The organism is Lujinxingia litoralis (assembly GCF_003260125.1).
Classification (GTDB): domain Bacteria; phylum Myxococcota_A; class Bradymonadia; order Bradymonadales; family Bradymonadaceae; genus Lujinxingia; species Lujinxingia litoralis.
Window position 1 is genome coordinate 940411 of record NZ_QHKO01000001.1, and the last position, 12776, is coordinate 953186.

Below are 12776 nucleotides of genomic sequence, written 5' to 3' on the forward strand. Positions count from 1 at the left end.
CCGCTCCCGGCCGACCCGGCATCCCCTCGGTTCTCTAAAAGTGCGACATTTTGGCACAGGACATCGCCTTCCCCCCCCACCTTCAGCGTGACGGATGGGTGCCGCGGCGCTCGGAAGAGCCGCCACACCCCGACTGACGGGCGACTATCCCGGATATCCAAGAGCGCCTGGTGGCTTGATTGTCAGGGGGGCAAAATACCACACGCTTCGACGAGGGGGAGGCAGCGACTTGCCCCTTGTCTTCCTTTCCACGCGCGCACTACGCTCATCTCCCATCGAAGAATATCCCCGGCGTCAGCACCGACGCCTGCCCCCCTGACCTGCTCCCGTTTCGGCGAGTTCGTGAGCGTAGGAGAGAACGTTATGAAGACGAAGGTGTTCGCGGCCGCCGCGCTGCTCCTCCTCCCGGCTGCAGCCCGAGCCGAAACCACCCTGGTCAACCCCGACTGGGAGTTTTACGACGACTTCGAGAGCCCCTTTGCGGAGGGTTTCTGGGCGTCGAGCGGGGCCGGAACCACCTACGGTGCCGCCTGCCCGGGCTCGGACACCTTCGGCAACACCCTGGTCTTCGACTACCACCCCGACGATCCCGAGCCGGGCCACGGCTGGGCCGAGCGACGCTTCGCGCTGCCCATCGACGCCGTGCAGCTGGAGATCTCCTACAAGCTCTTCGTGCCCGCGAACTACGTGCACACCTCCGGGAACCACAAAAACTTCGTTTTGTGGTCAGGAGACTACGGCAAGGTCAACGCTAACATCTCCGTCTCCAGCGAAAGCTGGCCGGCCGAAGGCGGCGCCTCCCCCTCGGTCTACATCGGCGTAGACGGCGCCAACTACGGCCACGCCATGAACGAGGGCACCATGCCCCTCTTGCTCGAAGACGGCCTGGGCGACTGGATCGACATCCACATCTTCCTGGATCTGGCCCGCGAAGAGGGCGACTTCGGAGTTTTTGAGATCTTCAAGGATGGTCAGCGCATCACCGGCAACCTCGATGAAGAGGTCGTCTCCTACGCCGACGTTCCCCTGGACGAACAAATCTCCTTTGCGGAACGCGGCAATTTTATGGATCAGGGCTACCTGCTCGGCTGGGCCAACGGCGGTTTTGCCGAAGATACGACCTTCTGCGTCGCGGATTTTCGGATTCGCGCCAACAGCACTCACGGCGACTTCGGCGACGCCGCGGATCTGGAGTGCACCCGCGATGCGGACTGCCCGGGAGACGCCGTCTGCGAGAGCAGCGTGCTTGAGGGGAACGAGCGCGTAACGACAGCCTGCAGCGAGACGGGCGACACGCCCGACGCAGGAAGCCCGGATGTTGGGACACCGGATGCAGGCTCGCCGGACGTCGGCGCTCCGGATGTCAGCAGCCCCGACACTGGCGAGGGTAACGATGCAGGAGACAACGATGCGGGTGCCAGCCCATCGAACGACGGAGACACGGGCGGATGCGCCAGCGTGCCGGCCGGGCACCCCGGTGGGTCGCTGGCCGCGATATTGTTGGTGATGTTGGGAGTGTTTCGTATGCGGCGGAAGCACTGAAGGCGGAAGCACTGAAGGCGGAAGCACTGAAGATGCGCCTTCGCGGGGACAACGAAAAGTCTGCGCTAATGATGAGTCGCGGCAGGTACTGCGCAGTGACAATTGCACGGCCTTCACGTCGAAGGCACTCACCGGGCGTTCCAACCAGTACGGCCTGACCCCGAAGCGTAACTCACCCTGGACGCCGCAGCGGAGCGGGCTGATGGAGCGCGTCTTCCGCTCTCTGAAGGAAGGGGCCTCTGGATGACCAACTTCAAGACCTTTGCACAGGCGCGAGAGGCGATTGAGACCTGGGTCGAGTTCTACAACACCGAGCGGCCCCACCAGGCGCTCGGGTACAAATCACCTGCTGAGTATGGTGCTCAGTTTGGCGATTTGGTGGTTTGATTTATGGGGGGGCACTGCACCAGGATGATATTGAGACGCTCCGGCGTAAACCATCTACCGACGGGGGCCACACCCACGTCAAAACATGTCAAAATCAGAAGCGATTCGATTGCGAGTACGTCCGCCACGCCGATAAGTTGCAATGGCGCGTTATGAAAAACTCAGTGCGTTGCCCTTGCCTATACGATATCTCCAACGTGGAAGTTGATTTTATGCGAGTGGTTCACGTTATTAAACGCGAGTCAAATAACAAACAGACGACGTAATATAGAAAAACTTCGCCGCTTACCCGATTACGGAGTCAACTCACCCTAGCAAACATTCAAAACACATACACTTATTCACACGGCAATTATTTACCAGAAGCTGCACAACCCCACATGCCTAATGAATTCATTCATATGACCTCATTTCTATAACTCCTCGATAGTCGGCGATATATCTAGAAGGCGCCACCAGACTCTTTGTAAGGTCTTTACAAGACCTTGACTCATGACTCCAATAAACACTCTGTTCCATTCCCTGCGGTAGTTGGTCATACTCATCTACGCTTAAAGAACCCACCTCAAATATTCCGTAATTGAGACGCATACTATCAAATGAATTGAGCTCACCATGTCCATCTATCAAATCGCCAAACAACCTTTGATCGATGCGAAGTGTATTTGCAACCTCCTTCATTAATTGCCCATCTTTTTTCAAGCCATTATGATAATCAACAAAAAGAACTCCAAACTTACCATTCAAAGGCAATGGTTGTCGAAGGACTAGCGCGTCTGTTGTTTCCTTTGTGCCTTTTCCTGAGTAGTATTCACGCACAACCATTTCATCTTGGTCAAACTCGCGATATTCAAATAACCCATATGCACTTAAAGTCCATTCCAACTCGTCCATAGCAAACTCAACGAAATAGGGAAAGTTAAAATTAAAACCATCATATATACTCAAAAATGAAGATTTATAAAAAACCTCAACCGAAAATTCACCAGAAGGCAAGTAATCAAAACCAACAACTAGCTCATTCGTGTTCTCACCAACCGTTAACGCACTCTTTTCTACAACCCAATATACAGGCTCATCCTTTACATACAAACCTATCAATGAATATTCATCTGGAAGCTGTATAACATGGCAACCAATTGGATACACCTTCCAATCCTCATGAGCCAAGCCACGATTAACTTTAGAGAGGCCAAACAAACTACCAACTGGCCGAGCTAAAAAATCACACATTAACAAAACAACCACCAAACCAAAAAGACACAAAAACAACACGCCAAACAAACCACCACCCTTAACCAACATCGCTTTTCTCATTGGTAGTCTCCAGGCTCGGTCAACCCATGAAACTCAAGTATATTAAGAATATTCACCTCCCAAACCGACCGACTATAATCTTCATTCGGAAGCCCCATAATATTCCCTTCCCATCCTGGATAAGTATCTCCACCTTTCTCATATCTATCACCGAGCCCAAACAAGTGTCCGATTTCATGAGCCATTGTTTCTGCTGGTATCTGTTCTCCCATCCTAAGGACCCCCTTTCTAACTGCCGCGGTGACTCCTCGTCGAATTCTGTGAGTCAGCCCTGTAATAATCACTCGATGCCCGAAACCCATGAGCGCCGCCCACGGTGTTCTCTGTCCTCTTAAGGCAGTAACTGTCGTGTTGACTCTATACCTCCCGAACTGACCTGACCATTGATTCTGAATCTCACTCTGGACACGTTCCATGACTTCGTCTGAAACTCGACCTACATTAGATGTGAAATACAATGTAAGATGAATATCAATATCATTTCCATTACGGCTAATCTCTGGCCGAGACACACGAGATTTAGCTTTTGAATTGTGGGACGACGGGAGCGGAGGACGATAACTAGGACCCGGTCCTTGACGAAGAGGAAGCGGATTACCAAAATTCGCTCCGGGAAGATCTGTTCCTGGAAGCGATTCCTCATACTCACCCTCAGCTTCCGAGTCCGATCCACCTCCAAAAAAATCTACTAACCTAGACCATAACCCCCTCCCACCACTATCCCCCATCCCCTTCGACGCCATCCCACTCGGATCCCACCGATTCACCGGATCAAACGCCGCATAACCGTACACATCAAACGAATCCACGTACCACAGCGGATCGGGCCCCATAAACTGACCGAAACGCGGCGAGTACCAGCGGGCGCCAAAACGATAGAGGCCCGTGGTGGTGGAGCGGAAGGCGCCGGTGAACCCGAAGTGTGGCAGGCTGTTCATGTGGCAGGGAGCGTCAACCAGATTACGCTGCGAACAATCCTCCGTGTCATCGGGCGAACGCACACTGATGCGTCCTTCGGCATCATACTCCGCGTACTCCGTGATACGGACCTGGTCTTCGTTCCAAATCCCAATGATGGACTGCAGCGCGTCGGTAAGTGGGAACACCAGATTAAAGCCGCTCTCTACGGTCCGTGCCGCAACCATCTGCTGCTGCAAAGGGCCCCAGAAGTACTCGCTTCGCAGCTCAAGCTGATCACCACCTTCATACTGACTGGCTGCACCTCGCCACTGCTCGACGAGCTTCTCGCCATCAAGGATCAGGAAGTCAACCGAAGCCCCCTGGGAATCGTCCCGGTTAATCGTTGCGACTAGCCGGCCGGCAAAGTCGTAGAGATAGCTTTCGGAAAACTCTTCGTCTTCTACCTGCACCGAAGTCAGCTGATGCCACTGGTCGTAAACAAAACCGAATCGACCAAGCCGCGCTATCATACCGCGATCATCGTACTTTACGTATTCCGGAGCGCCCACACCGGGGTCCGGATGAAAAGACTCGGCGCTTCCATCCGGAAAACGTGTAGCACCGTGGTTAAACTCTTGATCATTGATAGAGGTTTCCCATCCAACGACCGAACCATGAACCCCTCGCTTATAGTCCACAGCAAACGTTGACACTGGGCGCTGAAACTGCCCGACAGAATTTCGCTCTTCAACAAAACTCCCAAGATGTCCCCTCGCATCATATGTATAGCGCTGCGAATTAAACGACGGTGTCGTCCGCACCGTGGACCTTGGAAATTCATACGCCACATTCTTTTCATCAACACGCCCGGAGCCATCACGCTTGTAGGACACGTCCATAAGAGTTGATGAACATGACGAGAACCCCTGGCAATAGGCTTGAGTAAAGTTCGGGTCTTTCCAAGATTGATCTGACGCTCCAGAAAACAGTTGCGCCATGATCTCACCGAAATCATTAATTTTTCTCACTTCTCTGAAAGGCCCCATCCCCTGGACACGCCCAGTATAGAGGTCTCCTGCCCAGTCAAACTCGATCGCATCTGGCAACGCGTCGGACATCAGCGTTTCCAGTCGACCTCTTCCATCATATATCCGCAGTTCGTCCCGAGAGGGGAACGACACAGATACCTCCGAACTATCCGGAAGCAAGGCGTAGTCTCGTTGAATGGAAGGAAACACGACACCCGCGATCGTGATATCCTCCGTGTCCACACGACCGAGATCATCGTAGGTGAACATATGCTCCACGGTCGCCGGACGGTCGAATCCAGTTAGCTGCCTGAAATCCGCGTTGGTATGTAGCGGGCTTGTCCGACTAGCCCAACTGACTCGTCCTAACGCGTCATAGCTGTAATAGACGTCTCCGTTTCTTCTCGAGTCCACCACGAAGGCCCCAGTAGAGAGCCCGTCAGCGTGGTGTTGTCGCAGACATAGCCTTCCAGGAATTCACTCGCACATGCGTCTCTACTCACGCGCAAGTTGGCGCGACTCGCCATGCGCTTTATGACTCTAATACCCCTACCTCGATCTACCGATTAACACCCTGCTCTTCAGGCACTTTTCACCTCACTTTCGTCTCGAACAGGTTGACTAAGATGGCGTGAGTCAGTGGGACTACCGGGGCTTCGTGGACGCGACTCACCTGGTCGCCGCCGGCGTTGCTTCGAGCGCACGTGGGGCCTGCGAGCACAATCAAGGCAGGAGCCCGGCGACTGTTTTTCGCCTTGTGGCACCGCGACAACCCAGTCCTCGACCACTGTGACGCTGAAATTCACCGCGACCGCCGTGTACCGTTTGAGGTGCAGGTCGAGTCAGCCTTCCTTCCCACAGCTAAGCGTCCCAAGCTCTTTTCTCTACGAACTGGTGTGCACCCACGTCGGATGCTCGAAGTACCTTTCGTTGTGAATCGCCCCTCAAAACATCGACGCGCCTATCCCGCCACCTAAAGAAGTCGAACGGAAGCACATCGCCCCCAATCATGACTTCTTTCCACACGGGATAGCCGGGTTTCCTCCCCCCGCATACCCACCCGCCAGAATCTTGAGCCCCCCGCCCCCTTCACGTAACCTTGGCGAGCGTCTCCCCCTCCATCCCCCGGAGCTTCCCGATGGTCACCGCTCGCCAGGCCCCCGCTCGCCATCTCCTCATCACGGTACTCGCCATGCTGATGGGGCTGCTTTTCGCCGGCTGCTCCGGCGACGGGGTCAGCTCCTGCGCCAGCGATAGCGATTGCTTCTCCGGTGAATCCTGCCTGGGCGGAAGCTGTACGGCACTGGCCTGCTTTGAGCGGGGCCGGACCTGCTCACCAGACGACTCCCTGGAGTGCTGCGAGGGGCTCTACTGCGCCTTTGAGGAGCCCTGCAACGTCTCCACCGAAGGGGGCTGCCGCACCGAGGGGAGCTGTCGGCCCAAATTGGCCGTCGGCCAGCCCTGCGACGACGCCTCTCAATGCGCCGATCCGCAGGCCGTGTGCAGTGGCAGTGGCGACGAGGAGTCCACCTGCACCATCCCCCCGGGCGCGCTGGACGGCGTCTCCTGCCAGAGCAGCGCCGAGTGCTCCAACGCCGACGGGATTGTCCGCAGCTGCGATGCCGGCCTGTGCAAACGCGCCCATGGCGAGCCCTGCTCACAAAATAGCGAGTGCTCCTCCAACCTCTGTGACGCCCTCTCCTCCCAGACCTGTCTGGGGGGCTGAGCCGCCTCCCTCGCCACGCACAAAAAAACCGGCGCTCGCCACTGGCGAGCGCCGGTTTTTTTTGTGGAGGCCTTCGCCGTCCCGGGGGGGCCGGGAGAGCGGCCGACCTTTACCAGATGCGCACGCGCTCCTCCGGCGGCAGGTAGAGCGCGTGGTCCTCGGTCACATCAAAGGCCTCGTACCAGGCGTCCAGGTTACGGACCACGCCATTGACGCGGTACATCCCCGGCGAATGCGGACCGTTGACCAGCTGGGCGCGCAGCGCGTCGTCGCGGTAGAGCGAGCGCCAGACCTGAGCCCAGGCCAAGAAGAAGCGCTGATCGCCGGTGAATCCGTCAATCACCGGGGCCTCTCCCTCCGGGTAGGTCTCTTTTACAAAGGTGCGCCAGGCGGCATAGGCCATCTGCATCCCCCCCAGGTCACCGATGTTTTCGCCCATGGAGAGGCGCCCGTTCACGCAGAGGTCATCGATCGGGCAGAAGCTCGAGTACTGCTCGGCCAGCCGGCCGGAGGCTTCTTCAAACGCGGCGTTGGTCTGGGGGGTCCACCAGTCGCGGATGTGGCCCTGCGCATCAAAGCGCCGGCCCTGATCATCAAAGCCGTGGCCGATCTCGTGGCCGATCACCGCCCCGATTGCCCCGTAGTTCATGGCCGGGTCGGCGTGCGGGTCAAAGAATGGCGCCTGCAGAATCCCGGCCGGGAAGGTGATCTGGTTCATCAGCGGGTTGTAGCTCGCGTTGACGATCTGCGGCGGCCAGCTCCAGCGCTCCCGGTCCACCCCTTCTTCAAAGCGCTCCAGCTCCCGGGCCCAGCGATGCTCGCTGAGGCGCATGCGGTTGCCAAAGTAATCGTCAGCCTGCAGCTGGAGCCCCTCGTAGCTATCCCACTTCTCGGGGTAGCCGATGCGCGGCTCAAAGCTCGAGAGCTTCTCCAGCGCCTGAGCCCGGGTGGCATCATCCATCCACTCCAGGGTCTGTAGCCGCCCCCTAAACCCTTCGATCAGGTGGGCCACCAGCGCGTCCATCTGCGCCTTGGACGCTGGCGAGAAGTGCTGCGCGACGTACTCCTGACCGACGGCGTGGCCCAGGGCCCAGCCCACCAGCTCGGTGCCCCGGCGATCCCGGGGGCGCTGCTCCTGGGTGCCCCGCAGCGTCTGGGAGTAGAACTCAAAGCTGGCCTGATCAAAGGCCTGCGGCAGCCACGACGCCCGATCCGAGATGAAGTGAAAGATCAGGTAATCTTTGAGGCGATCGAGCGACGCCCCCTCAAAGGCCTGGCCGATGCCCTCCAGCGCGCTGGGCTGCGAGACGATGACCTTATCAACCCCACCCAGGCCCCGGATCTCCAGGCCCCGGGCCAGCAAAAGCTGCGGCGCCAGCGCGTTGAACGCCTCCAGCGTGAGCACGTTGTAGGTCTCCTCAACCTGGCGCGAGCGCTCCCGGGTCCAGTGGGCTCGGGCGATCGCCGTCTCCAGCTCCAGGATCGCCTGGGCCCGCGACTCGCCATCGTCGAAGCCCGCCAGCTCAAAGACCGTGGCAATGTACGCCACGTAGGCCTGGCGGTACTGCTCGAAGCGCTCCGAGGTGTCCAGATAATAGTCGCGGTTGGGCAGCCCCAGCCCGCTCTGCCCCACGCTCACCGCGTACACGCTCGGGTTGGCCGGGTCGGGCATGATGCGCATGCGGACCAGGTGCTGATAGGGCAGCTCGGCCATCAACGAGGCAACCTCGGCATGCGAGCCCAGCGCCTGAATGCGCGAGAGGTAAGGGGCAAGCGGCTTAAGCCCCCGCGCCTCGATGCTCTCGGCGTCCATCCAGCTGGCGTAGAGCTCACCGATCAGCCGGGTGTTGCTCCCCGGCTCGCCGCCGGCGCGGGCCGCGGCGACAATGATCTGGTTGACCTTTTCTTCGGCCTCCAGGCTGAGCATGTCGAAGACGCCGTAGCGGGAGCGGTCCGCCGGAATCTCGGTGCTCTCTTGCCAGGCGCCGCTGGCGTACGCGTAAAAGTCATCGCCCGGCGCCACCCCGGCGCCCATCCCCTCGGCATCGAAGCCAAAGCTCCCAAAACGCGGCTTGCCAGTGACCTCGGCCCCGGCCTCCGAGACGACCTCCACCCCGAGTTCGGGCGCTTCGTCACTCGCGCTCCCCTTCGGCGACGCACAGGCCGCCAGCAATGAGAGCCCCGCGCCCGCCACACATAGTTTCCTGCTCAATCGCATTCCCTGTCTCCAAAGTCTCGCGCCCGCTGGCGCATCTCATCCGCGGAGCGCCCGGCCCGACCGCCGGCGCACCCCCTTTGCAAACTCCCCACCTGCTTAACCCCCCGGGGCCCCTGCCGGCAATCGGCCGGAACCCACCACCTGAGATCCCCCCTGCACAGCGACACCTGAATTATGTATACTCACCGCCCTTTTCTCGCACGCCCCGCCCTCGTTTTCACGGGAAGCCGCGGCGCCCTTCGCTCGTGTTGTCCCCCCGCGACAACCTCTGACTCGTCTTCCAACCCTGGGCCTCTATGTCTGTCGGGCTAGGCATCCTTCTTGTGTTCATCGCCCTCATCGGCGGGGTGTGCATCACCACCATCGGACCGGGCGGGATCTTTGTAACGATCGCGCTCTTTCTGCTCCTTAACCTCGACCCGGCCACCGTGGCCGGCACCGCCAGCCTGACCTTTGTCGGCACCGGCCTCCTGGGCAGCTACGCCTACCTGCGCTCCGGCCAGCTCGCGCCCCCCACCGCCCGCACCAGCGCGCTGATCCTGAGCCTGACCAGCGTGCTGGGCGCGTTTGCCGGCGCCCGGCTCAACACCGTGCTCGACGCCGACCTCTTCGGCCTCCTGCTCGGCGCCTTCGTACTGCTGACCGGCGTCCTGATCCTGTGGCGTGAACGAGGCAACGCCGCCGCGCCAGGGGCAGACTTTGAGCTCGGCTCGCCAACGGGCCGCCTGGCCATGGCCGGGCTCGGCCTGGCGGTGGGGCTTCCCGGCGGCCTCCTCGGCGTGGGCGGGCCGGTGCTGGCCGTCCCCCTGATGGTGGTCCTGGGGGTGCCGATGCTCCTGGCGGTGGCCCTGGCCCAGGTCCAGTCGATCTTCATCGCCGCCTTCGCCGCGCTGGGCTTCGCGCTCCAGGGCGCCATCGACCTTTCCCTGGCCCTTTTGGTGGGCGTCCCCCTGCTGATCGGCACGGCCGCCGGCTGGGTCATCGCCCGGCGCATCCAGCCCGAACGCCTCAAGCTCGGCCTGGCCTTCGTGCTCCTGGGCCTCGGACTCTACATGCTCTCGGGCGCCGGCAGCGCCTGAGCCCTGGCCCTGGCCAGCGTCCCTTTTCCTTATCGCGCCGGCCGCTTATCGCGCCCGGCACTTCTCCCCCAGACACGCGCGTGGAGCTCGGCTGAAGGCCGGCTCACCTGCCTTGCCTCTTGAGGTTCTATGTCCGAACAGCAGTCCCTATGGCATCGCTTCTTCGAAAAATACGGCCTGAGCTTTGTGATGGTCGCCAGCTACTTCGGTAGCGGCTCCATCTACATCGCCAGCCAGGCCGGTGTAGAATACGGCTACGCCCTGATCTGGGCCGTGGTCGGCGCAGTTCTCCTGGGTTTTATGGCCCAGGACATGAGCGCCCGCCTGGGCATCTTTGGCGACACCCTGATGGGCTTCATCCGCAAGAAAATCGGCAAAGGCCCGGCCCTGCTCCTGGCCCTCTTTTTGTCGCTGGGCTGCATCGCCTGGACCGTGGCCCTGACCGCGGCGGTGGGCATGTCCTTTGAGATTTTGAGCGGCCAGGCCCTCTCCTGGCAGCCGGTAGCCGTCGTCACCGGACTGGTGGCAATCCTCACCGGAGTGCTCAAGTACGAGCGGGTCGAGACCTTTGTCACCGCCATGATGTTCGTGCTCCTGGTGCTCTACGTGGTGGTGGCCGGCGCCAGCGGCCCGGCCCCGGCCGAGATGGCCGCGGGCTTTCTCCCCACGCTGCCCGACTCCGGCGCCATGCTCCTGGGCGCGGCTATCCTGGGTACCACCGCCCTGTGGCCGAACTTCTTTCTGGAATCGATCCTGGTCAAAAAGAAGGGCTGGACCCGCGACGAAGACCTCTCGGAGGTGCGCCACGACCTGGCCTTTGGCTACATCGTCGGCGGGCTGATCACCGTGTGCATCATCGTGGTCTCGGCCGCCGTGCTGCGCCCGGCCGGCTACACCGAACTCACCTCCTTTATCACGCCCGGCCAGGCCCTGGCCGAGGTCCTCGGCGAGTGGGCCATGGTGGTCTTTTTGATCGGCGTGATCTGTGCGGCGTTTAACAGCATCGTCCCCATCATGTGGACCGTCCCCTACATGATCCTCGAAGCCCTCGACGCCCCCCAAAAAGAGCAGGACACCCGGGCTTTTCGCGCCATCTACGCCGGCGCCATCCTCATCGGCATGAGCTCCCCGCTGGTCTCGGCCGTCACCGGCCTGACCATCGTGCAGATGGTCACCCTCTTCCCGGCCATCAACGGCGTCTTCGGTTTGCCGATCACCGCGGCCTTTTTGTTCTGGGCGGTCAACGACAAAAAGACCATGGGCCACCGGGTCAACGACTGGAAGCTCAACGCCATCAACGTGGTGCTGGTGCTCTTTGCCACCTACGTGGCGCTGAGTTCGGCCCGCGGCGTGATCCGGGCGATCTTCGGCGACATGATGGGCTAACCTCCCCTCAAGGCTCGTCCCGCAAGCCCCGCCCCCCCGGCCGGGGCTTTTTTTGTGCCGCGCCCCTCTCCCGGGCCCGCACCTCGGCCTTGCGTCCCGGCGCGCCCCCCGGGATCATCGCCCGGCCCAACGCCCCCCCTTTCTCATCCTTTCCGGGAGTCCCCATGGCCGATTTAAGCCGCCGCGACGTCATCTTCCTTATCCGCGATCACTCCGGGGAGTTTCCTGACGGCGGCCGCCGCCTCCTGCGCCTGGCCGGCGTCGACTTAAGCGGCGTCGATCTCTCTCGCCTGGACTTAAGCTGCGTCGACTTCTCCCGGGCCGACCTCACCCACACCCTTTTAGTCGACGCCGACCTGAGCCACTGCCGCTTTGGCGCCGCGCAACTCCGGGGCGCCAACCTGCGCGGCGCAAACTGCTCCTTTGCACACTTCGAAGAGGCCGACCTCCAGGAGGTCATCGCCATCGACGCGTGCTTCGACGGCGCGCGCCTGATTCACTGCGACCTGCGCCAGGCCGACTTCAGCCGCGTCTCGCTGACCTTCACCCGGCACCTCGGCCTGGCCCTGGAGGGCACCCGCCTCAAAGAGGTCAAAGAGGCCTTTGAAGCCTGCGGGGTCGACTCCCTCGAAGAGGCCCACTCCCCCTATTAAAACCATGCATCATCCATATGAACCACATCTATGAAATGAATCTCGCCGCGCACCGGTTTCGCCCCACGTGTGTGGAATAACCCCCTTAGAGAACGCTCATGACGCCTGAAGACGCCCTGCAACGCGCCAAAGACTACCTGGATGAAGCCACCGAAAACCTGACCTTTGAGGCCTTTGACTGGGCCTTTGAGGAGCTCTGGCACGGGGTAGGCTGGCTGCTCAACGCCCTGGCTCCGGAGCCCCGGAACGCCATCGGCACCGGAGAAAAGGGCGAACTCCCGGTGCCGGGCTCGCTGCACGCGTTGCGCCGCTCCCTGCGCCTGAGCGCGGACCAGGCCCGGGTAGTCGATGCGCTGGAAGCCTGGCGAGCGACGCTCGCGCCCGCTGATCAGCCCCCGGGCGACGCGGTCGCTCGCCAGCTCTTCGACGCCTGGGATCTTTACAACCACGGCAGTAAGCGCCTCCAGATCGTCGACGAAAGGCTCGAGGGCCGCCTGGTCCTCACCGAACCCTCTCCCGGTACCCTGGGCAGCCCGGTGG

9 protein-coding genes are annotated in these 12776 nt (G+C 60.6%); 6 read left to right on the forward strand and 3 right to left on the reverse strand.

All coding sequences use genetic code 11. The features are described 5' to 3' along the window. Positions 1-363: 363 nt before the first annotated feature. Together DL240_RS03880 and DL240_RS03890 are read left to right on the forward strand one after the other, a co-directional pair. On the forward strand, positions 364-1542 hold the full coding sequence (locus DL240_RS03880; protein ID WP_111728532.1) for a hypothetical protein: 1179 nt from the start codon (positions 364-366) through the stop codon (positions 1540-1542). A gap of 243 nt (positions 1543-1785) precedes the next feature. Further along, positions 1786-1929: an integrase core domain-containing protein gene (locus tag DL240_RS03890; RefSeq protein WP_111728533.1), complete on the forward strand. Its 144-nt coding sequence runs from the start codon at positions 1786-1788 to the stop codon at positions 1927-1929. A gap of 393 nt (positions 1930-2322) precedes the next feature. Here DL240_RS03890 and DL240_RS19550 read toward each other — a convergent pair whose 3' ends face one another. Further along, on the reverse strand, positions 2323-3246 hold the full coding sequence (locus DL240_RS19550) for a hypothetical protein (RefSeq protein ID WP_146618083.1): 924 nt from the start codon (positions 3244-3246) through the stop codon (positions 2323-2325). Further along, positions 3243-5444, reverse strand: coding sequence for an RHS repeat domain-containing protein (locus DL240_RS03895; RefSeq protein ID WP_111728534.1), 2202 nt, complete (start codon positions 5442-5444; stop codon positions 3243-3245). The genes DL240_RS19550 and DL240_RS03895 overlap by 4 nt, the downstream gene beginning before the upstream one ends. Positions 5445-6312: 868 nt before the next feature. Here DL240_RS03895 and DL240_RS03900 point away from each other — a divergent pair. Then, positions 6313-6900 carry a hypothetical protein gene (locus tag DL240_RS03900; protein ID WP_111728535.1) on the forward strand — a complete coding sequence of 196 codons (588 nt, stop codon included), beginning with the start codon at positions 6313-6315 and terminating at the stop codon, positions 6898-6900. A gap of 109 nt (positions 6901-7009) precedes the next feature. On the opposite strand, the gene DL240_RS03905 is transcribed toward DL240_RS03900, so the two are convergent. Then, positions 7010-9118, reverse strand: coding sequence for a M13 family metallopeptidase (locus DL240_RS03905; RefSeq protein ID WP_111728536.1), 2109 nt, complete (start codon positions 9116-9118; stop codon positions 7010-7012). 296 nt (positions 9119-9414) lie between these two features. Here DL240_RS03905 and DL240_RS03910 point away from each other — a divergent pair, with 296 nt between their 5' ends. From DL240_RS03910 to DL240_RS03920, 3 genes are all read left to right on the forward strand, one after another. Next, on the forward strand, positions 9415-10197 hold the full coding sequence (locus DL240_RS03910; protein ID WP_111728537.1) for a sulfite exporter TauE/SafE family protein: 783 nt from the start codon (positions 9415-9417) through the stop codon (positions 10195-10197). 129 nt (positions 10198-10326) lie between these two features. Next, complete coding sequence (locus DL240_RS03915) at positions 10327-11583, forward strand: Nramp family divalent metal transporter (protein ID WP_199589726.1); 1257 nt, start codon at positions 10327-10329, stop codon at positions 11581-11583. Positions 11584-11747: 164 nt separating this feature from the next. Further along, complete coding sequence (locus DL240_RS03920; protein WP_111728538.1) at positions 11748-12236, forward strand: pentapeptide repeat-containing protein; 489 nt, start codon at positions 11748-11750, stop codon at positions 12234-12236. Positions 12237-12776 lie beyond the last annotated feature (540 nt).

Coding starts and splice junctions, on each gene's coding strand:
- DL240_RS03880 (WP_111728532.1), top strand. CDS start 364: ATGAAGACGAAGGTGTTCGCGGCCGCCGCGCTGCTCCTCCTCCCGGCT.
- DL240_RS03890 (WP_111728533.1), top strand. CDS start 1,786: ATGACCAACTTCAAGACCTTTGCACAGGCGCGAGAGGCGATTGAGACC.
- DL240_RS19550 (WP_146618083.1), bottom strand. CDS start 3,246: ATGAGAAAAGCGATGTTGGTTAAGGGTGGTGGTTTGTTTGGCGTGTTG.
- DL240_RS03895 (WP_111728534.1), bottom strand. CDS start 5,444: ATGTTCACCTACGATGATCTCGGTCGTGTGGACACGGAGGATATCACG.
- DL240_RS03900 (WP_111728535.1), top strand. CDS start 6,313: ATGGTCACCGCTCGCCAGGCCCCCGCTCGCCATCTCCTCATCACGGTA.
- DL240_RS03905 (WP_111728536.1), bottom strand. CDS start 9,118: ATGCGATTGAGCAGGAAACTATGTGTGGCGGGCGCGGGGCTCTCATTG.
- DL240_RS03910 (WP_111728537.1), top strand. CDS start 9,415: ATGTCTGTCGGGCTAGGCATCCTTCTTGTGTTCATCGCCCTCATCGGC.
- DL240_RS03915 (WP_199589726.1), top strand. CDS start 10,327: ATGTCCGAACAGCAGTCCCTATGGCATCGCTTCTTCGAAAAATACGGC.
- DL240_RS03920 (WP_111728538.1), top strand. CDS start 11,748: ATGGCCGATTTAAGCCGCCGCGACGTCATCTTCCTTATCCGCGATCAC.